Raw genomic sequence first — 21,684 nt, forward strand, 5'->3', positions numbered from 1 at the left:
GTTGGTGTGAGCGGGTAGGGCTCAGTTGGCGCGGGTGCCCGACTCGGCCAAGGTCGGGTAGTCGATATAGCCCGTCGCGCCGCCGCCATAGAGCGTGGCGGGATTGAAGGCGGACAGCGGCGCACCGCTTTGCAGGCGCTCCACCAGATCCGGGTTAGCAATGAACGGGCGACCGAAGGCGATCAGATCGGCCTGGTCTTCGGCGAGCCGCGAGGTCGCCAGCTCCAGGTCATAGCCGTTGTTGGCGATGTAGGTGTTTTTGAAGCGCTGGCGCAGGGCGGCGAAATCCAATGGCGCCACGTCACGCGGGCCACCGGTCGCGCCTTCGACCATGTGCAGGTAAACCACGCCGAGGGCGTCGAGTTGATCGACGAGGTAATCGAATTGCGCCTGCGCATTGCTGCTGGAGACACCGTTGGCCGGCGACACCGGCGACAAGCGCACCCCGGTGCGATCTGCGCCGATTTCATTGATCACGGCAGCGGTGACTTCGAGCAACAGGCGCGCACGGTTTTCAATCGAGCCGCCGTAAGCATCGGTGCGCACGTTGGCGCTGTCCTTGAGGAACTGATCCAGCAAGTAGCCGTTCGCGCCGTGAATTTCCACGCCGTCAAACCCGGCAGCAATGGCGTTTGCCGCGGCCTGGCGGAAGTCGGTGACTATCCCCGGCAGTTCGCTGATGTCCAGTGCGCGCGGCGCGCTGGCGTCTTCAAAGCGGTTATTGACGAACACCTGGGTGGCCGCGCGCAACGCGGAAGGGGCCACGGGGGCGGCGCCGTTTTCTTGCAGGTCAACGTGGGACACGCGGCCGACATGCCACAGTTGCGCAAAGATCTTTGCGCCCTTGGCGTGCACGGCGTCGGTCACGGTGCGCCAGCCCTCAATCTGCGCCTGGGTGTAGATCCCGGGGGTGTCCTGATAGCCCTGGCCCTGTTGGGAAATCTGCGTGGCTTCGCTGATCAGCAAGCCGGCGCTAGCGCGTTGGCTGTAATAGGTGGCGGCGAATTCGCTGGGAACAGAGCCTGCGCCGGCGCGGTTGCGGGTCAGTGGCGCGAGGACGATGCGGTTCGACAGCGCGAGGGCGCCGAGGGTGTAAGGGGTGAACAGGTTCTGATCGGTCATCTGGTGTCTCTTGCGTGCCCGTGGGTGGAGGTCGGTGGTGCGTGCAATTAGGATGATGATCGAAATCTAAGCTGTCAACGGTTTTGATTATGGTCGACATCTATGTATGATCGGCCCCATGATTTTCCGATGCATAGGAGGTATTGCAGGTGAGAGTGAGCAAGGCCCAGGCGCAGGCCAATCGAGAGCACATCGTTGAAACGGCTTCTGAGTTGTTCCGTGAGCGCGGCTTCGACGGTGTGGGGGTGTCGGACCTCATGGCAGCGGCCGGTTTCACCCATGGAGGTTTCTACAAGCATTTCGGTTCGAAGGCCGATCTCATGGCCGAGGCCTCGGCCTGCAGCCTTGCCAAGTCGCTGGCTGGCCTGCAAGCGCTCGATGTGCCTGGCTTCATCGACGTCTATGTGACCCGAGAACACCGCGACGAACGTGGCGGCGGTTGCACCATGGCCGCATTGGGTGGCGACGCGGCGCGTCAATCGGATGATGTGAAAGCGAGGTTTGCCGAAGGGATCGAGCACACCCTGAAAACCCTGGGGGACAAGTATCCGACCCGGCCGGATGCCGCACCGGGTGAGGGCAGGCAGAAAATGATCGACCTGCTGTCGCGTGCGGTCGGTGCGATTATTTTGTCCCGTGCCTGCCCGGATGATTCAGCGCTGGCGGATGAGATTCTTGAGGTGTGCCGCGCTGAGATGTTTGCTTCGTTGCCGGTTGATAAAGACCAGCCGGCGTGAAGGGCGACGATTCAAGCCGATAGTGGTGTGGCGCACCAGCACCCGCAGCAGCCCCGGCGGTGGACTCACCCGCGCGAACGGTTAACGGCTGAACCATTGAGGCTGCTGTGCTCTGCTTGCTCTTAGAGCTTCATGCCCACCGCCAGTCGGTTAAAGGCATTCATCAAGGACACGGCCAACGTCAGATCGGAAATTTCGACGTCACTGAAGTGCGCTTTCAGGGGATCGTACAGCGCGTCGGGTGCGCCCTTGTCGTGAACGTAGGTGAGGGTCTCGGTCCAGGCCAGGGCGGCGCGCTCGCGGTCGTTGAACAGTTCGCTGACGCGCCAGCCGGCGAGGCAATCCAGCTTTTCCTGGGCGACTCCACATTCACGCAGGGTCTGCGAGTGCTTGCCCAGGCAGAACGAGCAGCCGTTGATCTGCGACACGCGCAAAAACACCAGTTCCACCAGGGGCAAGCCCAGGGGGCTGGCGACCAGGGCGGTGTTGGTGGCGAGCAGGCCTTGATAGGCAGCCGGCGACAAAGTGGCAAAGGGCAGTCTGAGTTGGCTCATGGTGAAACTCCGATAGGGAAAAAAGTGATCAGGCACAAACGAGGGGGTTGAACAGTGGCTGCAAGGACAGTGCGCTGCGGGCTTCGTCGAGGGTTGCACGCACGGCCTCTTCACCGAACACCAAGCCCTGCAGATAGGTGAACTGCAGGTCGAACAGGCCGAGGGTGTTCAGCACCTGGCGCAGGTAAGGCGTCAGAAAGTCCGGTTGGCGTGCCCGTTCGCCCTGGTGAAAACCGCCGGAACTGACCAGGACATGCACCGGGCGGTCCTTCAATAGCCCGACCTTGCCCTCCGGGCCGGAGCTGAAGGTCCGGTGAATGCGCAGCACGTAGTCGATCCACAGCTTGAGCGCGGCCGGCAGGGTGAAGTTGTGCATGGGCGTGGCAATCAGCAGGGCATCGCAGCGTTCCAGCTCACGAATCAGCTCTTCGGATACCTCGAACAGTGGCGCGTCGAAGGGCGTGGCGGTGGTCAGGGCGTGGGCGTAGTCCATGCCCAGCGGCGGCAACGGATTGGCCCCCAGATCGCGCTCGACCCGTTCCAGGTGTGGATAGCGTTGGCGCAGGGAGCTCACCAGTTCCAGTGCCAGCTGGTGGCCATGGGAAACCTGGCCGTGGGGACTGGCGTTGATCAGCAGCAGGTTGTTCATGCCGGCTCCCCACCCTGAAGTCGCTGGGTTAAGTGCATGCCACGGGCCAGCAACCCCTGACGGAAATAGAAGCGTTGGGCCAGGGGCATATGCAGGCCGGTATCCAGGACCAAGTGCTCGCATTGACGCTGCACGGCCTCATCCCGCACCGCGCTCAACAGCCGCGCTCCCAAGCCGCTGCGCTGAAGCTCCGGGCTCACGACCAGGTCATCGACGTAGATGAAACGCCCGTAGAGCAGGTTTTCCAGCTCGCGGTAGCCTGCCAGGCCGACGATGCGCTCAGCGTCCCACGCGGCGAGCAAGCGATAGCCCTGCTCGGTTTGCCGGGCCACTTGGGCGACATAGGCCGCCGGGCTGGTGAGGTGCGGGCGCAAGACACGCATCAAGTCGAAACTGGCCGCCAGGGCCGCTTCGCTGTCGAGGTGTTGAAGGGGGTAGGGCATGGTCGTCATCCGCTGCAAAGAGATGACCCACTGTAGAAGGTCAATGGCTTAAGCTACAGGGCCAAAAAATGCATAAATGACTAGGCCATGATCCCTCCTTTCGAATTGGACCGCAGCCAGACGGCGCCGATCTATCGCCAGCTTTACCAGCGGTTTCGCGAGTCGATTGCCGATGGCCGCCTGCGTCCGGGAGACCGCGTGCCTGCCGTTCGCGCCTTGGCGGCGGAGCTGAACCTGGCGCGAGGCACTGTGGAAGCGGCCTATCAACTGCTGATAGGCGAGGGCTACCTGACTGCTCGCGGGGCCGCCGGGACCATTGTCACCCCGCAACTGGCGCCGGTTTGCGCGCCCGTGCAGCGCGTCCCAGTGGCTGCAACGACCTACCAGGCCACCCATGCCGGCACATCGCCCTTGGCACTGCAAATGGGCCTGCCAGCGCTGGACGCTTTTCCGCGCAAGCTCTGGACGCGACTGGCGGGCCGGCAACTGCGCCAGACGGGCTTGGAAGGTCTCGTCTACCCGGACGCGCAGGGCTATGCACCGTTGCGCGCAGCCATCGCGTCCTACCTGGGGATTTCCCGGGGGATCACCTGTCATCCGCAGCAGATTTTCGTCTGCGCCGGCTACCGCGCCTGCCTCGACCTGATCAGCCACACGCTGATGGGCCCGGGCGCCACCTGCTGGCTGGAAGAGCCCGGCTACTTCATGGCCAGGAACGCGCTGCTGGAAGCCGGCGCACAGTTGGTGCCGGTGCCCGTGGACGATCAGGGCCTGGACGTCGCTCAAGGCATCGCCCGCGCCCCAGAGGCGGGCTTTGCCGTGGTCACGCCAACCCACCAGAGCCCGCTGGGGGTGTCGCTGTCCCTGCCGCGGCGCCTGGCCCTGCTGGACTGGGCCAAGCGCCAGGGGAGCTGGATCATCGAGGACGATTACGACAGTGAGTTCCGCTACCAAGGCAAACCCTTGCCCGCCCTCAAGAGCCTCGACCAGCAGGGCCGCGTGCTCTACACCGGCACCTTCAGCAAAGTCCTGTTTCCAGGGCTGCGCCTGGCCTACCTGGTGGTGCCCGCCGAACAGACCCCAGCGTTCGCCCGCCAGGCGGATCGTCTGCACAATCACTGCCCGCATCTACTTCAAGCGACCGTCACCGCCTTCCTCAACGAGGGTCACTTCGCACGGCATCTAAATAAAATGCGCGGCCTCTACGCGCGACGCCGTCAATGGCTGATCGATGCGTTGCATCAACAGTTTGCCGAGGGTTTACAGATAAACCCTCAAGCAGGCGGCATGCACTTGGTCGCCGGTCTTGGGCAAGGGAATGATGTCGAGCTCGCCCAGCGCGCCCGGGCGGTGGGCATCGCGGTTGAGCCGCTGTCACAGTGGTACCTGGAAGCCCAGTCCAGGCAGGGTCTGGGGATGGGCTTCACCAACGTTGCCAGTGCCGAACAGGCATCGACGCTGGCGCTGCGCTTGGCGCAAGTCATCCAGTGAAGAAGGGAGCTGATTGTTACTGGCGAGAAATGGCCCGCAGCAAGGTTTGAGTCGCAACAGTCCCGCCGGGACCTCTTCGCGATGGAGCACTTTTTTCTGAGCTTGAAAATGGAACGCATGTGGCGGTGCTGTTCGTTGCGCCGCTGTGGCGGCGTCGCGGCGTTGGCAAACGCTTGGTGAACGCCGCTCTGGAGCAGGCCAGAGCCGAGCGTCATTCCACGTAGCGCAGCCACAGGTGTGTCCGCTCGCGGATCGCCTGGACGACCGCTGAAATCACCGCTTGCCGGTTCTCATCAGGGGTGTTGTAGAGCGCACAAAAATCCTTCGCCACGGCGTTGGCGACGTGCAGGTCGGCAGGCGCTGCACGCAGGAAACCGAGGTAAGACGCGCCAACCCCCATCAATTCATAACCGTGGGCCTGGGCAAAATGGCGCGCTAGCGCATAGTTTTGCGCGGGGCCCAGGTCGCAACTGAAATAGCCGTTGGGAAACGCAGCCAGTGCCTGGCAGGCATGCTCGACCGGAACCAGGAGCGCCGAGAGAGGCTGGTCGAGCAGTGAAACCGGATTGTCCTGATAGTCCATCCATTCCTGCAGGGCGGGCTGGTCAAGGGTCAGGCCGTGGGCGCAAGCATCTTCGAACGAGCTGCCGGCCACCAGCTCGGTGAAGTTGCGCAAGCAGATTGCGAACTCGGCTTTGGTGGTGGAATAGCCCAGGTATTCGCCCTGTTCGAAGCATTCGGCAGGTAACTGGGCAATGTCCTGTTCCGAGGCCTCGTCCAGTCCCAGGTTGTTGCGGGCATGCCCGCAGGTGTAGCGAGCCTGGGGCAGATCATCCAGCGAGAAGAGGGGCCTGAAGCCTGGGTGGTTGCCGGCGATCTGGCGGTAGGCGTCGATCAGCTCATCCAGGCTGGAAATGCCGCTCAGGCTGTACTCATCGCAGGTGCCGGCAGCGGGGTTGCCAGGCATTGCGTTACCGCGAAATTGCATATCCATCGAAGTGCTACCTGCTTAGGGTTGATGTTCAGGTCAATGATTCAGCTTTTCTGCGCGCCAGCGCACCACCTGCCAGCACCGCCGGCATGATGGCCAGGCAGCAGCTGATATGCACCCAGCTTATTTGGCTTAAGGAGAAGATCCCCACGGGAACGCCCCACACCAACAAAATGATGACCCCGACCCAGATGGCGGGACGCAAGGAGCGGGTCGCGTGGGTCCGGGTGCTGACAAATCCCCCCAGCCCTGCCATGAGGGCCCAGCTCAGCACCGTCAGCCATTGAACGCTATGCAGGCTGACCAGTTGATTGTGCTGTTGTTTCCAACCCGGTTCGCCAAGGGCAACGAACGCAGGCGGGAGAAACTGTGCAATGACCAGCCCGAAAACAGGCAGCACCAGGGCGCAGGAGAGCAGGCCGAAGAGAATGGCTTTAAACATGGGGTGTTCTACATCCGTGTTGAGAGGGGGTTGGAGGGTGTTGCTGATGGGATGCGGGGTTCGTGAGGCATCCAGGCTATGCAGTGGTTTGCTTACGGTTTCCCGGCAGGGATCGTCATCGAGGTCGATAGCGTCAAGAGAGAACATCCTGTTTTGGCATGAAGAATCGAGCGAAGAGTTCGGATTGCGACTTGATGTTCAGCTTGGCGTAAATGTTGCGACGGTGAACCTTTATCGTCTCTGCCGAGAGGGAAAGTTTGCCAGCGATCTCCTTGTTGGAAAAGCCACTGAGCAACAGCCTGAGTACATCGCTCTCGCGGGTGGTTATTTGCGTGCCTAGCTGGCTAATGGTTTCGGGCCATTGCGGCGGGGCGCTGAGGTTTTTCTCGACATCCGTTTCAAAGCACATGCGCTGATGCATCAACGCAGTGACCCACGGCTTGATCAGATCCAGCATCGTGATCTGTTCTTGATTGAAGTGCACGCCGCTGCCAATGGAGATGCACAGGGTTCTATCGGCATCGAGCTGGATGTTGTATTGCACTTCATCGACAGAAATGTATTGCGCAAAGTACTTGTGGTAGTACTCGGTTTCCCGAAAGTACTCCGGCGCAATATCCAGCAGGTGAAAGAATCCGCTCTGCGGGTTTTCTCGATTGGCGATATAAAAGGGGTCCAGCAGATATAGCCCCTTTACATACAGGTGAATAAACGCATCCACCTCTTCCACATCGGCTACTTCGGGAAGACTGACCACTTGTACTTGTTGATTGCTGAAGATCAGCACGACCCAGTTATCGATCTGCACATATTCATTGAGTGTACGAATAAGCGAACTCCAGAAGTCTGGACGGTTCAGCTGCATGATCAGTTTTCCAATCGAGCGGTGCCAAGCCAGGCTATGCAGGTCGAGTGGCATTTTCTACCCCTTTAGGGTTAGGGAGTCGTAGGTAAAAGGTAAGTAATCGTAGGTATTTACTATTGCCCAAGGCTCGGTATATTCGCCTTCAAGGTTTACGACAGCCATGAGGGCACGTCGTCTAGACAGGGATGTTGCATGAGAAAATCACCTTTGCGAACCGTTTTTTCGGTCGCGTTGCTCTGCGCCGGAATCAGTACATCCGCAGGTGCAGTAGAGCCAGGGATGTACCTGTACAACTGGTTCGGGCTGCTCGCTCCGGAAACGCCAAAAGAGTTTGAACAGGCCACGGGCACCCGGATTCACATGGATGCCTTCGACAGCGCCGAGATCATGCAGAGCAAGGTCATGGCCGGGCGCACAGGCTATGACGTGGTGGTGGCAACCTCCAACGTGTTGCCCAGCCTGATCAAGGCGGGGGTGCTGCAGCCGCTGGACCCTGCCCAACTGAGTAACCTGTCCCACGTCGACCCGGCCATCCTGGCCCAACTTGCGGTCAACGACCCAGGCAATCGCTACGCTGTGCCTTATTTGTGGGGCACCACCGGCATTGGCTATGACGTGGATAAAGTCAAAGCGGCATTGGGTGATCATGCGCCAGTCGATAGTTGGGACTTGATCTTCAAGGAAGAGAACATCAGCAAGCTCAAGTCTTGCGGTGTGGCCATGCTTGATTCGCCCAGCGAGATCATTTCGATTGCCTTGAATTACCTTGGGCTCCCCAGCAATAGCAAGAACCCGGATGATTACCAGAAGGCTCAGGAACTGCTGTTGAAGATCCGGCCTTATATCGTTTATTTCGATTCCTCCAGAATTGACACTGACTTGGCGGGCGGCAACATTTGCGTCGTGGTGGGCTGGGCCAATGGTGCCCTGGCGGCGCAGGCTGCCAACGAAAGTGCCAATACCGGACGCACGATCAGCTACAGCCTGCCTCGCGAAGGTGCGTTGGTCTGGTCGGAAAACCTGGTGCTGCTCAAAGACGCGCCTCACCCAAAAGAAGGCCTGGCGTTTATCAATTACATGATGCGTCCGGAAGTGATTGCCAAAACGTCAAATCACACGCTGTATCCTAATGCCAATAAGGATGCCACCGAGTTTGTCCAGCAGAAGTTGCGCGATAACCCATGGATATATCCAGACAAGGCAACCGTCGCAACACTGGTTCCGCTTGAACCGCTGCCATTGAAGTTGGAGCGCATCCGGACGCGGGTCTGGACCAAGGTGAAGAGCAGTATCTGATCGGGTTTGACTCTTCCTCTCCTGCGCCATGCACGTTTTATAGCGAGTGCGGGCTCATTATTTAAAACATTCGTTGAAATGTATTCGTCATGCGGGAAATTAACTTTCCCGCATGGCGGTATGCGCCTGTGTCCATTCAATACCTGATCCAAGAGGAGCACAGTGGATGTTCAGCCCAGCCAATCAAACGCACTTCTGTTTGACCATCGACGGTTTTGCGCATGACGTTCAAGTGCTCGCATTCGCCGGGGAAGAGGCGATCAGCAAGCCTTACTTTTTCAAGGTGGAGTGTGTGAGTGAACGACCCGACCTGGAACTGCAAAGCCTCGTCGACAGGGAGGCCTTCCTGGCTTTCGATGGCCACGGCAATGGCATTCACGGGCGCATCTATCACATCGCCCAATGTGCGGACACCCAGTGCTACAACCTGGCCCTGGTTCCGCACCTGTCCTACTTGCGCCACCGCACCAACCAGAGGATCTATCAGCAGTTTTCGGTGCCGGCCATCGTTGCCCTGATTCTCGAAGAACACGGGATTCTGGGCGATGCCTACCGCTTTGAGTTGGACTCGACCTACCCCGAGCGTGATTGCTGTACCCAGTTTGGTGAAACGGATTTGCACTTCATCCAGCGCTTGTGTGAGGAGGAGGGGATTCACTTTCACTTCCAGCACAGTGCTCAAGGTCATGTGCTGGTGTTTGGCGATCATCAGGCGGTTTTTCCCAGGATCGAGCAAGCCACGGCTGTCGCCCCCGAGGGCGACAGGCGGGCCAACGAGCGACTGATCAAGCCCGCCAGGCAGCTCACCCCGCAGGCCGGTGAGCACCGCCGCGCGGCCTACCGTCCGCTTGAAAGCCAAGGTCAGCAAACCGGGTTAGCCAGTGGCCATGTTCTGGAAATTCCCGGCCCGCCGGGCCAAGAGCGCAATGAGCCATGGCTTCTGACTCGGGTCATCCATGAAGGCAGACAGCCACAGGTATTGAATGAGTACGCCAGTGGCGACCCGGCTGACGATGACCGGCATCCGGGTTACTGCAATCGCTTCATGCTTGTGCCGGGGGATGCGCTCTATCGTCCGCCTTTGGCTCACGAGAAACCGCAGGTGCCCAGCCAGACTGCGCTGGTTATCGCCATGGAAGATGAAGCGCTGCGCACTGATGGGCGCTGCGCAAGGCTCAAGGTCAAGTTCCCCTGGGATCGGGAAGGTCGGTTTGACGACAAAAGCAGCTGTTGGCTAGGAGGCGCTGCCAATTGGCAGTGTGAATTGACGCCACTGCGAACGGGCGTGGAAGTCAGGGTCACCTTTCTTGAAAGCGACCCCGATCAACCGTTGATCAGCGGTTGCCTGTGCTGTCAGTGATTCGATGCTGAGCATGCCTTGCTCGCTCATACGCAGCGCAACTGGCGGGTTTTTGCAGCGGGTTGACGGACCTGTGGTCAACGAAGACCAGCTGGCCGCCAGCGTTTACCGCGCCGTCGCTGTTTTCAGTTGCCACGGTTTGAAACTCAGCCACAGCAACACCCCAGGTACCTGCAACGCAATCATCACCCCCAGCGACCACTGATAAGCCTCCACCGGATGCCCTTGTCCACTGGCCGGCCACAGGTTCAGGATCTCTCCCATCAACCATTGCAAGGCGAACGCCAGCACGAACACCACCAGGTTGAACGACGAGCTGACCCGCCCGGCCAGTTCAGGCGATACCGACTGGGCTACGATCGCGTAGTTCATGGTGGTGGAGGTGCCGAAGAAGCTGAACCCCATGGCAATCAGCAGCGGCGACACCGGCAGTCCGCTGATCATCAGCGATTGAAACACGATGAAAATCGCAACCCCGGCGCCGCACACCATGATCGGCTGCACACCAAAGCGGCGCAGGTAGTCGGTGATCGAACCGAAGGCCAGCGAACCTGCCACCATCGCCACGGTGCCCCAGAGCAAGGTATTGGCCATGCTCGACTCGCTGAGCTGGGCGACATCGCGTAGCCACGGTCCCATCCACAGCGACAGCACCGACATGTAGATCGCATGGGCAAACACCGAGTACAACGCCAGTCGCCAGAATACCCACGAGGAGTAAAGCGTCCCCACGGCCTTGGACATTTCGGCCAGAGTGGTGTGCTTGGGTTTGTAGGTGCGCGGCACGCTCAGGTGAATGACCGCGCTGACGAACAGAGTCAACAGCGCCAGAATCAAGAACGCTTCACGCCATGAGATCCACTTGAGCAGTTCATGCAGCGGCGTGGTGGACGCCATGGCGCCCAGGCCACCTACCGACAACAGGCACGCCGTACTCAGCGGCAGGCGCTCGACCGGCAGCCAGATGGTGCACGCCTTGATCGCACTCATCAGCGAACCGGCAACCCCCAGGCCGATCAGGCCGCGACCGATGATCAGACCCAGCTCGGTGTGGGAGAAGCTGAAAATCAGCGAGCCCAATACCGCGAACAACAGCATGGGGGCCTGCACGCTGCGCGGACCGTAGCGGTCGAGCATGACGCCGAGCGGAATCTGCGCCGCGGCGAAGGTCAGAAAGTACACGCCGGTCAGCAGGCCCATGCTGCTGGCCGGCAGGTGCAGTTCCTGCTCCAGGTCCACATAGATCAAAGCGTTGACCGTGCGAAACAGGTACGAGACGAAATGGCCGAGGCCAAAGGGAATGAATATGGTCAAAAACAGGTACACAAACGTGTGCTTTATTTCCTGGTCGGCCTTGGCGCAAGAGGCTGTATTTTCTTTACTCATGTCGCAAGAGCCTCGCATGTGGAAAAGGTTGTGCGTATTTCACAGCAGAAACGCCCCCGTGCCTCTTCAAGCCAAAGTTCATCGGGGCACGGTCGCATTTCCGAGAACTTGACATGGCCAGCGTTCTTCAGCGCATTGCTGATGCCGTCGAAGGACAAAGGGTTGTCGAAGTCGAGGAACAGCGGTTTGGGTTCGGTATCGATCTTGACGAAGGCATAGCGGGGCAAACCGTGAGCGCCAGCCCAGGCACGCCATTGCAGGGTGTGTTCAAGCTCGTCGATCGAGCCCTTCGGTTCCGGCAGGCGATCGCGGGCAAACAGCCAGGAAGCGCGCTTGTAGAGGGTCCGGCCCAACCAGATACGGCGGTGATCGTGTTTGGCCACGGCGCTGCCGGCCAGGGCGAAGCCCAGCCGATGCAAGGGCGTGGAATACACGCACAGCAAGTCTTCGCTGAACTGACCTAGGGCGTCGACCACTTGCAGGCGACCGTTCATCCGCAGCACTTTTGCCCTGCCGGCGGCAAACTGCTGGTGCGCTGCGACACAACCGCCGCCAGACGGCAGCACCAATTGCAGGTAGGAGGGCTGCAATGGCCAGTCGATGTGGGAGCGCTGATAGCTCTCGGGCGAGTCAGCCAGTACCACGCGCGGGCGTTGGAAAATCGCCTCCACCTGTTGGTTTATCTGCGTATTGAAGGGTCCGAACGGGGCGGCAACGGGCTGGCTCAGCGTATGAACTGCCGGGTGCACTTCACCGACGATGATTTGGTAGTCGCCGCGATTGAAAGCCTCGACCGACGCGCTGGAGAGCAGGATATCCGGAGAGTGAAAGTCGCTGCCGAACACCTCGAAGCCTTCGACATCCAGACGAGTGTTCAGCAGGCTGATCAGGCGCTCGACGTCCGCAGTACACAGACGCACTTCGGCATGCTCCGGGAAGTCCTGCAGCAGTTGCGCCCAAGCGGTTTCCAGGCACTGATCGAGGTCGTCGATGATGCGCGCCTCAAGTGCAGGCAACAGAGGGGCAAGGGTGTTGAGCAGGTCGAGAAAATCAACCGGTTTACCGGGGTTGGCCACCTGGCGCTGCTCCCAGACTTCAATGAAGGCCTGATTGAGCTGGTGCGCGATGGCTTTGATCAGCCACTGATTGATGCGCATCAGCGGCGCCAGTTCTTGGTTGACTTGGTCGAGCATGGCTTGCCCAAGGCTGATGTTCATGTTTCTCGAACAATCTTCGTACAGCGGGTAACGGCCGACATACATGGCGCCGGTTTCTCGGCTGAGGTCGACCCCGGCCTCGCCAAGCAGTTGGTTCAAGCGCTCCAGGCATTCGGTCCGACGCATCAGGTCGCCGTGGGCATAGTCACGGCGCAAGCCCTCCAGTGCTTCAAGGCGCGATTGCCAGAGCTGGTTGAACGGGTCGGGTACCCCCGCGTTGGCCAAACAGCGTTGCAGCTGCACGATGGGGTGACGCTCGCGGGGCGACATTTGCCAGCCCCGGCGCACGATACGCTTGCTCACCAGGTGCTCCAGCAGATCGCGTAATGTGCCAGCCGCATCTTGCAGACAGTTGTTCAATATCCCCGCACAAGTGGCGGCTCGACCCGGGTGCTCGCTGATGTACTGCAGTACCTGGGCGGTTTGCGGGTTGAGGCGCTGGCTTTTGCCAATCGGCATGAACAGGGTCTGTTCGTGCAGGTAGCAGCCGGTATTGAGCTGCAAGGGCATAAGGTCGGTGTCTGGGCATTGCTGGTTGATCTGTTCGACCAACCGCTGTACCACCCAATTCTCGAAGAAGGTGTGGCGATCCTTGATCCACGCCGTGTCATCCTGGGTCAGATGCACATTGGCCGTCTGCCGGGTATCGAACCGGCCCCAGGCCAAAGGTCCGAAAAAACTGGAGGTATCGTTCTTGGCGCAGAAACGTTGCGCGTAACTCCAGCCCAAGCGCAGCTTTTGCTTTTTGCGGGTGTCGTTCCTGCTGTGCCGATCCCTGATCAGCTCACGGATGCGTGTCAACGCCGACGGGTTGGAGATGAACAAGGCCTCGGCCACCGCTTCGTCATCCAGGAAGTCGATCAGCCCTTGGCGGGCGCTCTCCAGATAGGCGTCATATTCCCGGGCGGCTTCTTCAGGCGCTGACGTTCGCGCCAGCAAAGCATTCCAGTGTTGCAAAGCCTCACCGAGAGGTTCGCGCAGTACTTCTGGCAGATCGGTGGGTTGCAGGGCCTGGTTCTCGTTGAGTTTGCGGATGAATTTGCGGCAGGCCTGGGGCGAATGCGCGTTGGCCTTTTCAAGTAGCGTCGCCTTCAGCGTCTGCAAGGAGCGGAAGTCTTGCTCGAAGACGCGGCACGCCGGCAGGTCGGCGAATCGGCCCAGATCCGTCAAGTGATGAATGGGGAAACCGGTCGAGCGCAGCCAGAAGTACTGTGAGCTTTCCATGGTCTAGGCCGGCATCCTGATGGCGTTGAGTCGATGCAGCTTATCGAGCAGTGCCAAGTCTTCGCCGCTGGGTTGTGCGGCGCTGGAACCCAGTATCTGCATCAAGCTTGCGAGTGACTGCGGTTGCTCCAGGCAGTGATAGAGGTACGCAGCGCGCGGGCTGATCAGGGTGAATTTGTGGCGCGCCTCAGGGGTGGGCAAATACACCAAGATATGCTCGCTGGCTTCCTCCGGTCTGCTACGCCCGAGCAGGCTTTTATTACGCAACCAGTGCGACAGCGCATAGCGGCTCTGGTAAATGCGTGCACCGTCGGTGCGTTGATAAGTGCCCGGCACTGCGGCACTGGTTTCCACCAGCCCGATGTAGAGGCGCACAGATTCGCGCTCAAGGCCCATCAGGTCGCGAATCTGCGGGTAGTCGGCAAGTTCCTGGCGCTCGAGCAGAAAGCCCAATGCCGCATCGCAATAGCCATACACTCTTGGCCCGTAGTCGAACCACTCTTGTTGGCGCAGGAATGCCTTGGACAGTGCCGGCAGGTCCAGGTCGATGTTGAGCAGCGCGCGCAGCGTCAATGGCGCGCCGGTTTCCAGCGCATTGATAAAGGAATTGACCAAGCGGAACTGATAGTTTTCGACGAACCATTTCACTCTTTCAAACTGACTGCCATAGGCCTGCAGAATCACCCGCTCGTTATCAGGAAAGTGTTCCAGCCATTGAGTCGCGCCTTGAGCTTCGAACAACTGCTGCTGCAGTGTTTCATCGCGTAGCAGGCGTCGCCACAGCTTCCAGACCTGCTCAGCATCCATGCGTCAGCTCCTGTGCCGCTTTTGTGTAGTGATTCCAGATGTTCTGTGCGCGCCGCACATCGGTGACGATCATGTGTTCGTCGTTGGCGTCCATCACGCGTGTCAGTGCGTGGTGAGCCTGCCCCTGGTATTCGAGGATGATCGCCGAGGGTTGGCAGCGGGACATGAGTTCCTGGTACAGATCCCAAACAGGTTCGGGCACACACGAGTCATGCCAGTCGTGGTAGAGCCCCTCATGCCAGCTGCCACCTGCCAGATGCACAGAGATCACCTTGTCCAACGGCAAGGTGTCGAGGTAGTCGCGCAAGTCGAAGTTTTTCAGGTTCAGGTGGTTGGTGTAGATGTTGTGCAAGTCCAGGTGCAAGAAGGTGCCGGACTGCTGCACGAGACGGGCCAGGAACTCGGCTTCGCGCATTTCTGCACCCGGGCATTGCAAGTAATAGGCGGCGTTTTCATGGGCCAGTGGCATCCCATAATGTGCCTGCAAAGCCTTCGCGCGTTCGGCGCAGCGCAGAACCTCTGCATTGGAAAACTGCAGCGGGCTGCTCCAGATATCCAGCCAGGAGTTGTCGCCATAAAAACAATGGTTGGCGACCCATGGGCTGTTCAGCATCTTGGCCAGGGGCACATGGCGTTGCACAGCGGCGGTTTCTTCAAGCGGGCTGAAACCAAAGTCGCAACCGTAGTTGGAATGCGCCAGCAAGGTGAATTTCTCAGCCAGCCGATTGATCATCGCCTGGGCCGCGGGCTTGATGATCTGCGGGCCATCCATAGGGGCCATGATGTTGTCGAGCAGTATTTCCAGCACATCGACTTCGATGTCCTCAAATGGAAACCAGTCGAGGATCTCGGGGTTGTACTGGATACCCACACCAATCGGTTCGGGCTTAACGAAGTGAGCCATGTGGTTGCCCAGTCTGAGGAAGGGGAGGCTCCCTCGACGTCAAGCCGAGGAAGCCCGGAGCGATCAGGCGAAAACTTTGCTTTCGATGATTTCGATATCGTCGAGGTCGAACTCCTCGAACGGTGCATCGGTAAGGGCTTGCGGCGCGACGTCGGCCGGGGCGGTTGTGGTGGTGGGTTCATCCATGGCGGCAATAGCCGGAGTCACTGTAGGTTGAGTCATGACACTGTCCTTATGGGTGGTTGAAAAGGCGAATCAGGGTGGCTGCGATGAAGCTCCAGGCGATGACCCAACCCAGGCAGGTCAACAGGAACGTGCTCCAGTAGAGCCTGCGCAATGCAGGGGAAAGGCTTTCCTGCGGCGCGCTGCGCCAATGGCGCTTTACATAGTTGAAAGCACGCTGGCGCAGGCGCGGTTGCCCCAGCACTTCGGTAATCGCCAGGTAGGTGTCGCCATTGAAGATCGGCAGCAGGGTGGGGATGAGGGAAATGCACGAAGCCACGATCATCACCACGAAAAGGGCGGGTAAAACCCCTTGGGTGTCACGGAACATCGCCCACAGGGCAATGCCCACTCCCGCATACAGAAGGCTGAGCAAGGGGCCTGCCAGAATGGTGATCACCCGTTGGTTCAGCGGTAGCTGCGACCATTGCGTCTGCACCGGACGTACCCAGCCGGTGGCGAGCAACAAGTAGATGCCGATCCCGAAATCGTTGACCTTGACCCCATAGTGACGACAGGCCATCGCGTGCCCCAGTTCGTGAAGGGCGATGGAGGTCAGGATCACCGGGAAGTGCCAGAGCAGCCAGCGGTAACTGTGGATATAGGTGGCGCTGACATCGGCCATGAAGCTGTCCAAGTGCGCGCCCAGGTACATGAAGCTCAACAGGGACAAGGCCAGCAGCGGCAAAATGAATGCCGCGCGGCAGCACCAGGGCGCCAACCGGTAAAGATGATCAAGCAATGGCTGCGGGTTGGTTTTAACCAGGTTAATCAGCAAATGCTCTTTCAGCGGGCCATAGGTTATGCCCGTGGCGGGATCGCGCAGGTCCTTTTTATGATCCGTTTGCTCGCTGCTCAGCAGTTTCAGGTTGAGCAGTTTGCGCTCGAACTGCGCAAGCTTCTCGGGGCTGACCTTGATTCGATGCTGCGCCAGGGCGGCGTCGACAATCGCTTGCAGGTTTCGCTGGCCATCGAACAGCAAGGCAAGTGAGTACTCGGCCTGGCCCAGTTCAAAACCGATATCACTACGGGGGTCGTAGAGGTTGTAGCGCCGGGTGACCGCGTCTGCTGGCGGTGGTGTCACGACCAGATCATCCCTGAAGCAGGAATGGACGCGGGCACTCGACTTTTCGAGGGCATAGGCCGAGGCACTCATGTGCGGGGTCGCATCGAGTGCAGGCTTGGCATGTAGGACTCCTGCAGTGCCTTGCGGCCCTGAGCCTTGATGCTATCGAGGTGCTCGGTGGCAGGCTGGGCACAGGCTCGCCCCAGTACGAACACCGCCCCCGGTCGGGTCGGCCCGCACACGGGCTCATGGGTGGTCTGGATCGGCTGCCAACCATGCCGGTACATCAGGTGCTCGATACTGCTGGCACTCAAGTAGCGGCGATGGTTATGGGTTAGAAACCCTTGTTTGATGCCATAACCCAACGCGCGACCTTCAATCAGCAGCAATCCGTCCTCGGCACTGGCCTGCCGGCAAAGCTGCATGACCTGGTTGACGTCATGAACATGCTCCAGCGAACCATTGATGATGATCAGGTTGTAATCACCCGTGGGGCTCATGTGTTCGGCGCCGACCAGGTCGATGTCCAGGCCGATATTCTTGCCGTATTCGACGTAGGCCCGGTCGGGGTCATTGCCTCTGACTGTCCAGTCGCGCTTGGCAAAAGGAATCATCAGGCCGCCGGCGGAGCAACCGACGTCAAGCATTTTGCCTTTGGCGGGAAGCACATCTTGCAGGTACTGATACAGGTGTTCGCCGCGGCGTACCTGGTCCAGAAAGAAGGCGCGCTCCGGCTCCGTATTGCCGAACAAACTCAGGCGGTAGAACTTGTCGTAGTAAGCGCTGTAGAAGGCTTCGTCGAAGCGGTATTGCTGGAAAATGTGCCCACAATCCTGGCAGCCGAGCACTGGCAATGCCACCGCCTGGTCACCGGGCCCCTGGACACTTTCCAGCAAAACCCGATGATCTTTGGAATTGCAAAGTTCACAATCCATTTTCTGCGCACGAAAGGTTTCAGGCATTTGCAATAGTTGCAAATACTGTTGTTCTATAGTTGTACTCACAATGAAGCTCCATTCACTTAATGCAGAAGAAGCCTTCAAAGCAAATATATTTGAAAATACTGGTTATATCCTTGAAGCCAGCGCGGGATAACATGTCGATATTGCCGGCCGTGGAAAAAGGTTCAAGTACACCTTTCAAACTTCTGGTCTTCGCCAGGATTTCCTCGGCGTTATAACCTTGGTCGCGCTTATAATCTACATACAGGCTGCTTAGAATGTCTTGAAAGCGTGCGTCTGGGCCGCGTACTTTTTCAAACATGATAAAAGCACCGCCCCAGTTCAAGGTCTCGTAGATACGATCGAACAAGGCTTGGCGAATGCGCGGGTGCACGAACTGAATAGTGTAATAAGCAACTATCAGATCACTTTTTTCATAGGGAAAGGTCAGGATATCGTCGGTAACGAAGCTGACGTTGTGCTGCGGCGACGCGCTCAAGAGCTCATTCGCCTTGCGCGTCATGGCCTCTTCCACATCAATGCCCACCCACTTCACCGAGGCGCAGTGACGCTGTGCAAGTTGTCGCGTGAGGGTGCCGGTGGAACTACCCAGTTCGTAGCAGGTGCTATCACTCTTTACAAAAAAGTCGCTGAGCGACAGCACGATGTTATGCCCGTCCTTATATTTAGGTACGGACTTCGAAACATGGGAGTCAAAGTGTTGCGGGGTACTGCCTCCGAAACTCCATGAGGCATTACTCGACTCTACGCCGTCACCGACGGTTTCGTAGAGAGTGGCAGGCGAGGTAATTAGGGAAGACATGTATGTCACATCCTTGTCCGATACCAATAGGGGTGTACTAGTACAACGAGATTCCTTTCTCTTGGACGGGAGAGTATCCAGTCTTAGTTAACGTGTCATCATTTTTTTTTGCGAACAATAAAGGTGCGGGCGCACCAAAAAGGTGCGGGAAAACGCTGTTGAGAATAGTCCGCAGTACACACCGATTGTTGATGTTCTCGGTACTTGAGGTTGCACTGTTTGAGGCGATGGATCTTCCATCGCCTTGAAGGCGCATCAAGCCGCCAGGCAGAGGGCTCGGACCGCGCTCGATAGTGATTCGTTGTTTGACATCATCGGCCTGATTCCCGGTATCGATCCTGAGGCCAGGGCTTTTTCATGACTGTTTGGCAGCGTAGGTCTCGCCCGTCAGCAGCAGGACGCCTTCTTTTGAGCTGACGCGGGTGATGCTGTTGATCACGACATTTAGGCCGCTTGAATGCGGGAACAGCGAAAACAACAACTCGAAATACAGGTAGTCCTGAACCAGGCGCGCCGCCAGATCGGGATGGTCTTGCAAGAGCGCGCTGAAGCTTGGGTAGCCCAGCTGTGCAAGCTCCGGAATGTCGACAAAACCCTGATCGATATCGTCGGTTTTGCATTCGGCGGCGAAGGTGTCGGCGCAGTCAAGAAAGCATTGCGGCAGATCGCGGTGGTGGATGCGCAGTTCATAGGGCGCTGCTGGGATCGTCAGTGCCTCGCCGAAGCCCAGGCTGCGATAGCCGATGGTTTTTGGGTCGATGAGTTGGTCGGCTGAGGTGAACTTCATGGGGATTGGCGCTTGATGGTCCACGACGGCTGTGCCGGTTCTATTGGCCAGTTGTTCGGGAGTGAAGTGAGTGTCATCCATGATTTGCAATCGTCAGAGAAGCCGAGAAGGGACTGTACTGTGTCCGATGTATAGTGGCGAGCGGCAGTTAACGGATGCTGCGCCCATGACTGATCGGAACGATACGGATGTTTGATGAGCTGACGTTTACCTGTGAAATACCTGAGAAAAAAGATGCTTATGTCGGTGCTGGGGCCTGCCTGCCCACTGATCTGGCTTGGCCCTGTTCGCCTGATGGAGTGCCGCTCACACACCTCATGGCCTTGCCTGGAAGCTGGTTTTCAGGAGCCTTGATCGACAGGAATTATTGGGTTTCGGTTTTTGTGCCTTACCAGCCGGGTGAAGTGGCTCACTATCGAAAGCTGCGCGCCATTGACGGTCGTTCGCAAGCAATTGTCATGGGCTATGTTCGAGCCGGTTCCGAGCGGAATGAGGCGGCTCAGCCGATTTCAGATCGCGGGACGGTGCGGCTAGGGGTGAACGCCGACGTGGACGATGATGAAAACCTGGCTTCGAAGTTGGATGGCGTGGACGCCTGGCTACAGTCGCCTGTTTCAGCGGGGGCAGGGCGTAGAAGGGTTTCCATTTATGGGGGCGATCTGGATAGAGCGCTGCCTGAGCATAAAGGCGTGCTTTCGGATGGCATGGGGTATCTGTTTCTGGATGAGGACTTTTCAGAGAGGACAGGCGCGGGGATTGGTCGGTTCTTTTTGCAGTTGGGGTAGGGCGATACGGCGCTATTGAACTGATGCTCAGAAAGGCAGCATGGAAACGCCCTGTCACTTGGTCGGAGCTTTGCCTAAGTGTCTGCGGTTCTTGGAAGCTACCCGTTTGGACTCGCCGGTGTCGGTACCTTTCTCAGGGAGCAAGTTCCAGGAAGTTTTGCGACCGCTGTTCTCGTCAAAGGCATAGGACGGATGTGCTAGATAGCCCTTTGCTACATGTTCAGGGTGCGAAGCTATTGCCTTCAAAAATAACGGCAAAGGAGCGCCCCCATGATCGCTTTTACAAGGCAGCTCTTGCCTGCCGCATTACTGTGTAGTGCCCTCGCTGCCCAGGCGAGCGAAGTGCTGAAGGGCGACTACTGGGTCGTTCACTACCAGGGTGCCTTGGGCAAGAATCAGGTGTTCATCGCCGACGGCGACCCCACTCACATCATCAATCGTCCAGGTGGCGCGAAATCATTGGGTGTCTATCAACTTTACGAAGAGCCCGGTAAACCCAACTTCACCTCTTACGATGTCGAAATCGACTGTGCGAAGAACCGCGTGCGCATCATGGATGCGGCGGATTTCCACAGCGTGTTCAATGAGTTTCGCAATGCGAAGTATTCCAGCCAGTGGCAGAGCAAACCTGACGCCTGGCTGGCACAAAGCCGTGACTTTGTCTGTAAGCCAACTGAACGCCAGGCCAAGAAGATGGAGCACTTGGGTGTGATGTCCGCGTCGCAAATGAGCAAGGCAGGGCCGCAGTTCTTCGAGATATTGAATCGCGAGGCGGCCAAGGCGGCCATCATGCAGAAGATAGATGAAGGGTTCGCGCAGATGTCTGCCAAGTAACCTGGCCTTCAGGGAGAAGACCTTATGAACCGATTGTTTATGTTGGCCCTGCTCGCCACCTTGCTCAGTGGCTGCGCATCATTGTCGGCCAGCAGTGCCTGGAAAGATCGCCCGGTGGGCGAACTGATCGACTTCTTCGGCGTGCCAAGGCAGATCATGGTGGCACCGGAGGAAGATATGGTCGTGCTCAGATATGTACGTGACAGTAGCTATGTTTCACGTGAAGCAGCGGGTACTTACACGGGGCCGCAGAATGGGCAACTTGTGCACGCAGAATACTGGGAAGACGTGCAGCACTCAGGCAGTTGCGAAATCAATGTGTTCGTCAACAGAGCGCGACTGGTGGAAAAGGTGCGAACGAAAGGGCGTTGTGTAGCGGTCGAGATGACGCCGGCAGGGTAGGAATGGGCCACTGGCGAGGGCAGATTCCACGAACAGGCACATCAAGACAGTGGTCGTCGACCTGCGCTATAGGCGCGTGTATGGCCCACTTTGGGGTTTGAAGAGACCGGCAACCCTGTACCAGGTCTCATCCGAGAGCTCGTAACGCTTTGTAATTGCAGAATTCCTTCTTGTAGAGGAGTAGGGGCTCTACAAAAACCTCGCCAGCGAGGGGGCATGATTGGAGTTCCGGGTTTTTGTACAGAGTTTCCCAAAGCTGCCCTTCACGAAGGGCAGGAACTGGCCAGGAGCGGACGCTGGGCAGCGCATGCCCCGATGATCGCATCCAAGGTGATT

23 protein-coding genes and 1 pseudogene are annotated in these 21,684 nt (G+C 58.6%); 8 read left to right on the top strand and 16 right to left on the bottom strand.

Annotation, left to right across the window (positions count from 1 at the left end; all coding sequences use genetic code 11):
* Window positions 1–21: 21 nt before the first annotated feature.
* Window positions 22–1,122, bottom strand: coding sequence for an alkene reductase (locus PQT43_RS28085; RefSeq protein WP_110653326.1), 1,101 nt, complete (start codon window positions 1,120–1,122; stop codon window positions 22–24).
* 149 nt (window positions 1,123–1,271) lie between these two features.
* Between PQT43_RS28085 and PQT43_RS28090 the strand changes: the two genes are divergently transcribed.
* On the top strand, window positions 1,272–1,859 hold the full coding sequence (locus PQT43_RS28090) for a TetR/AcrR family transcriptional regulator (protein WP_180988380.1): 588 nt from the start codon (window positions 1,272–1,274) through the stop codon (window positions 1,857–1,859).
* A gap of 122 nt (window positions 1,860–1,981) precedes the next feature.
* Here the strand turns inward: PQT43_RS28090 and PQT43_RS28095 are convergent, their stop codons facing one another.
* From PQT43_RS28095 to PQT43_RS28105, 3 genes are read right to left on the bottom strand one after another with little or no spacing between them, the layout of a single operon-like run.
* The gene (locus tag PQT43_RS28095) at window positions 1,982–2,413 is read right to left on the bottom strand and encodes a carboxymuconolactone decarboxylase family protein (RefSeq protein ID WP_170003927.1); all 432 of its coding nucleotides are present in this window, start codon (window positions 2,411–2,413) and stop codon (window positions 1,982–1,984) included.
* Window positions 2,414–2,441: 28 nt separating this feature from the next.
* Window positions 2,442–3,062, bottom strand: coding sequence for an FMN-dependent NADH-azoreductase (locus tag PQT43_RS28100; protein WP_272755261.1), 621 nt, complete (start codon window positions 3,060–3,062; stop codon window positions 2,442–2,444).
* The gene (locus PQT43_RS28105; protein ID WP_272755262.1) at window positions 3,059–3,505 is read right to left on the bottom strand and encodes a GNAT family N-acetyltransferase; all 447 of its coding nucleotides are present in this window, start codon (window positions 3,503–3,505) and stop codon (window positions 3,059–3,061) included. The genes PQT43_RS28100 and PQT43_RS28105 overlap by 4 nt, the downstream gene beginning before the upstream one ends.
* 87 nt (window positions 3,506–3,592) lie before the next feature.
* Here PQT43_RS28105 and pdxR point away from each other — a divergent pair, with 87 nt between their 5' ends.
* Both pdxR and PQT43_RS28115 read left to right on the top strand, forming a co-directional pair.
* A complete protein-coding gene (pdxR, locus tag PQT43_RS28110) occupies window positions 3,593–4,996 on the top strand; it encodes a MocR-like pyridoxine biosynthesis transcription factor PdxR (RefSeq protein ID WP_272755264.1) in 1,404 nt (467 codons plus the stop codon).
* 110 nt (window positions 4,997–5,106) lie between these two features.
* A pseudogene (locus tag PQT43_RS28115) lies at window positions 5,107–5,220 on the top strand (GNAT family N-acetyltransferase); the annotation flags it as partial.
* On the opposite strand, the gene PQT43_RS28120 reads toward PQT43_RS28115, so the two are convergent.
* The 3 genes from PQT43_RS28120 to PQT43_RS28130 form a co-directional block, all read right to left on the bottom strand.
* Window positions 5,208–5,990 carry a DUF4253 domain-containing protein gene (locus PQT43_RS28120; RefSeq protein ID WP_272755266.1) on the bottom strand — a complete coding sequence of 261 codons (783 nt, stop codon included), beginning with the start codon at window positions 5,988–5,990 and terminating at the stop codon, window positions 5,208–5,210. The pseudogene PQT43_RS28115 and the gene PQT43_RS28120 overlap by 13 nt on opposite strands.
* Window positions 5,991–6,018: 28 nt before the next feature.
* On the bottom strand, window positions 6,019–6,429 hold the full coding sequence (locus PQT43_RS28125; RefSeq protein ID WP_148049756.1) for a hypothetical protein: 411 nt from the start codon (window positions 6,427–6,429) through the stop codon (window positions 6,019–6,021).
* Between the two features lie 133 nt (window positions 6,430–6,562).
* Entirely contained in the window at window positions 6,563–7,348 is a 786-nt protein-coding gene (locus tag PQT43_RS28130) for a response regulator transcription factor (RefSeq protein WP_102863385.1), read from the bottom strand.
* Window positions 7,349–7,486: 138 nt separating this feature from the next.
* Between PQT43_RS28130 and PQT43_RS28135 the strand changes: the two genes are divergently transcribed.
* The gene (locus PQT43_RS28135) at window positions 7,487–8,590 is read left to right on the top strand and encodes a polyamine ABC transporter substrate-binding protein (protein WP_272755268.1); all 1,104 of its coding nucleotides are present in this window, start codon (window positions 7,487–7,489) and stop codon (window positions 8,588–8,590) included.
* A 166-nt stretch (window positions 8,591–8,756) separates the two neighbouring features.
* The gene (locus PQT43_RS28140) at window positions 8,757–9,950 is read left to right on the top strand and encodes a contractile injection system protein, VgrG/Pvc8 family (RefSeq protein WP_272755270.1); all 1,194 of its coding nucleotides are present in this window, start codon (window positions 8,757–8,759) and stop codon (window positions 9,948–9,950) included.
* 105 nt (window positions 9,951–10,055) lie between these two features.
* Here the strand turns inward: PQT43_RS28140 and PQT43_RS28145 are convergent, their stop codons facing one another.
* From PQT43_RS28145 to PQT43_RS28185, 9 genes are all read right to left on the bottom strand, one after another.
* Window positions 10,056–11,336, bottom strand: coding sequence for an MFS transporter (locus tag PQT43_RS28145; RefSeq protein WP_110653319.1), 1,281 nt, complete (start codon window positions 11,334–11,336; stop codon window positions 10,056–10,058).
* On the bottom strand, window positions 11,333–13,777 hold the full coding sequence (locus PQT43_RS28150; protein WP_272755271.1) for a lantibiotic dehydratase: 2,445 nt from the start codon (window positions 13,775–13,777) through the stop codon (window positions 11,333–11,335). The genes PQT43_RS28145 and PQT43_RS28150 overlap by 4 nt, the downstream gene beginning before the upstream one ends.
* Before the next feature lie 3 nt (window positions 13,778–13,780).
* Window positions 13,781–14,584, bottom strand: coding sequence for a hypothetical protein (locus PQT43_RS28155; RefSeq protein WP_272755272.1), 804 nt, complete (start codon window positions 14,582–14,584; stop codon window positions 13,781–13,783).
* Complete coding sequence (locus tag PQT43_RS28160) at window positions 14,574–15,488, bottom strand: DUF692 domain-containing protein (protein ID WP_102879147.1); 915 nt, start codon at window positions 15,486–15,488, stop codon at window positions 14,574–14,576. Before PQT43_RS28160 ends, PQT43_RS28155 begins: the two co-directional genes overlap by 11 nt.
* A 63-nt stretch (window positions 15,489–15,551) precedes the next feature.
* Complete coding sequence (gene tglA, locus PQT43_RS28165) at window positions 15,552–15,710, bottom strand: 3-thiaglutamate biosynthesis pearlin carrier peptide TglA (protein WP_185021120.1); 159 nt, start codon at window positions 15,708–15,710, stop codon at window positions 15,552–15,554.
* A 10-nt stretch (window positions 15,711–15,720) separates the two neighbouring features.
* Complete coding sequence (locus PQT43_RS28170; protein ID WP_272755273.1) at window positions 15,721–16,794, bottom strand: M50 family metallopeptidase; 1,074 nt, start codon at window positions 16,792–16,794, stop codon at window positions 15,721–15,723.
* Between the two features lie 68 nt (window positions 16,795–16,862).
* Entirely contained in the window at window positions 16,863–17,672 is an 810-nt protein-coding gene (locus PQT43_RS28175; RefSeq protein ID WP_272755274.1) for a class I SAM-dependent methyltransferase, read from the bottom strand.
* A gap of 121 nt (window positions 17,673–17,793) precedes the next feature.
* Window positions 17,794–18,540 carry a methyltransferase domain-containing protein gene (locus tag PQT43_RS28180; protein WP_102879149.1) on the bottom strand — a complete coding sequence of 249 codons (747 nt, stop codon included), beginning with the start codon at window positions 18,538–18,540 and terminating at the stop codon, window positions 17,794–17,796.
* Window positions 18,541–18,895: 355 nt separating this feature from the next.
* Window positions 18,896–19,408 (bottom strand): hypothetical protein, encoded by a 513-nt coding sequence (locus PQT43_RS28185; RefSeq protein ID WP_272755275.1) that lies wholly within the window; start codon window positions 19,406–19,408, stop codon window positions 18,896–18,898.
* 107 nt (window positions 19,409–19,515) lie between these two features.
* Here PQT43_RS28185 and PQT43_RS28190 point away from each other — a divergent pair, with 107 nt between their 5' ends.
* The 3 genes from PQT43_RS28190 to PQT43_RS28200 all read left to right on the top strand — a co-directional run bounded on the left by PQT43_RS28190 (window position 19,516) and on the right by PQT43_RS28200 (window position 21,348).
* Window positions 19,516–20,112, top strand: a complete 597-nt coding sequence (locus tag PQT43_RS28190) for a hypothetical protein (RefSeq protein WP_110596868.1) — start codon at window positions 19,516–19,518, stop codon at window positions 20,110–20,112.
* 270 nt (window positions 20,113–20,382) lie between these two features.
* Window positions 20,383–20,946 (top strand): hypothetical protein, encoded by a 564-nt coding sequence (locus tag PQT43_RS28195; protein WP_170003956.1) that lies wholly within the window; start codon window positions 20,383–20,385, stop codon window positions 20,944–20,946.
* A 24-nt stretch (window positions 20,947–20,970) separates the two neighbouring features.
* The gene (locus PQT43_RS28200; RefSeq protein WP_272755276.1) at window positions 20,971–21,348 is read left to right on the top strand and encodes a hypothetical protein; all 378 of its coding nucleotides are present in this window, start codon (window positions 20,971–20,973) and stop codon (window positions 21,346–21,348) included.
* Window positions 21,349–21,684 lie beyond the last annotated feature (336 nt).

The organism is Pseudomonas sp. BLCC-B112 (assembly GCF_028550695.1).
Taxonomy (GTDB): domain Bacteria; phylum Pseudomonadota; class Gammaproteobacteria; order Pseudomonadales; family Pseudomonadaceae; genus Aquipseudomonas; species Aquipseudomonas danubii.

Bases quoted from the DNA above. Each gene is read 5' to 3' on its own strand.
- PQT43_RS28085 (WP_110653326.1), bottom strand. From the start codon at position 1,122: ATGACCGATCAGAACCTGTTCACCCCTTACACCCTCGGCGCCCTCGCG.
- PQT43_RS28095 (WP_170003927.1), bottom strand. From the start codon at position 2,413: ATGAGCCAACTCAGACTGCCCTTTGCCACTTTGTCGCCGGCTGCCTAT.
- PQT43_RS28100 (WP_272755261.1), bottom strand. From the start codon at position 3,062: ATGAACAACCTGCTGCTGATCAACGCCAGTCCCCACGGCCAGGTTTCC.
- PQT43_RS28105 (WP_272755262.1), bottom strand. From the start codon at position 3,505: ATGCCCTACCCCCTTCAACACCTCGACAGCGAAGCGGCCCTGGCGGCC.
- pdxR (WP_272755264.1), top strand. From the start codon at position 3,593: ATGATCCCTCCTTTCGAATTGGACCGCAGCCAGACGGCGCCGATCTAT.
- PQT43_RS28120 (WP_272755266.1), bottom strand. From the start codon at position 5,990: ATGGATATGCAATTTCGCGGTAACGCAATGCCTGGCAACCCCGCTGCC.
- PQT43_RS28125 (WP_148049756.1), bottom strand. From the start codon at position 6,429: ATGTTTAAAGCCATTCTCTTCGGCCTGCTCTCCTGCGCCCTGGTGCTG.
- PQT43_RS28130 (WP_102863385.1), bottom strand. From the start codon at position 7,348: ATGCCACTCGACCTGCATAGCCTGGCTTGGCACCGCTCGATTGGAAAA.
- PQT43_RS28135 (WP_272755268.1), top strand. From the start codon at position 7,487: ATGAGAAAATCACCTTTGCGAACCGTTTTTTCGGTCGCGTTGCTCTGC.
- PQT43_RS28140 (WP_272755270.1), top strand. From the start codon at position 8,757: ATGTTCAGCCCAGCCAATCAAACGCACTTCTGTTTGACCATCGACGGT.
- PQT43_RS28145 (WP_110653319.1), bottom strand. From the start codon at position 11,336: ATGAGTAAAGAAAATACAGCCTCTTGCGCCAAGGCCGACCAGGAAATA.
- PQT43_RS28150 (WP_272755271.1), bottom strand. From the start codon at position 13,777: ATGGAAAGCTCACAGTACTTCTGGCTGCGCTCGACCGGTTTCCCCATT.
- PQT43_RS28155 (WP_272755272.1), bottom strand. From the start codon at position 14,584: ATGGATGCTGAGCAGGTCTGGAAGCTGTGGCGACGCCTGCTACGCGAT.
- PQT43_RS28160 (WP_102879147.1), bottom strand. From the start codon at position 15,488: ATGGCTCACTTCGTTAAGCCCGAACCGATTGGTGTGGGTATCCAGTAC.
- tglA (WP_185021120.1), bottom strand. From the start codon at position 15,710: ATGACTCAACCTACAGTGACTCCGGCTATTGCCGCCATGGATGAACCC.
- PQT43_RS28180 (WP_102879149.1), bottom strand. From the start codon at position 18,540: ATGTCTTCCCTAATTACCTCGCCTGCCACTCTCTACGAAACCGTCGGT.
- PQT43_RS28185 (WP_272755275.1), bottom strand. From the start codon at position 19,408: ATGGATGACACTCACTTCACTCCCGAACAACTGGCCAATAGAACCGGC.
- PQT43_RS28190 (WP_110596868.1), top strand. From the start codon at position 19,516: ATGTTTGATGAGCTGACGTTTACCTGTGAAATACCTGAGAAAAAAGAT.
- PQT43_RS28195 (WP_170003956.1), top strand. From the start codon at position 20,383: ATGATCGCTTTTACAAGGCAGCTCTTGCCTGCCGCATTACTGTGTAGT.
- PQT43_RS28200 (WP_272755276.1), top strand. From the start codon at position 20,971: ATGAACCGATTGTTTATGTTGGCCCTGCTCGCCACCTTGCTCAGTGGC.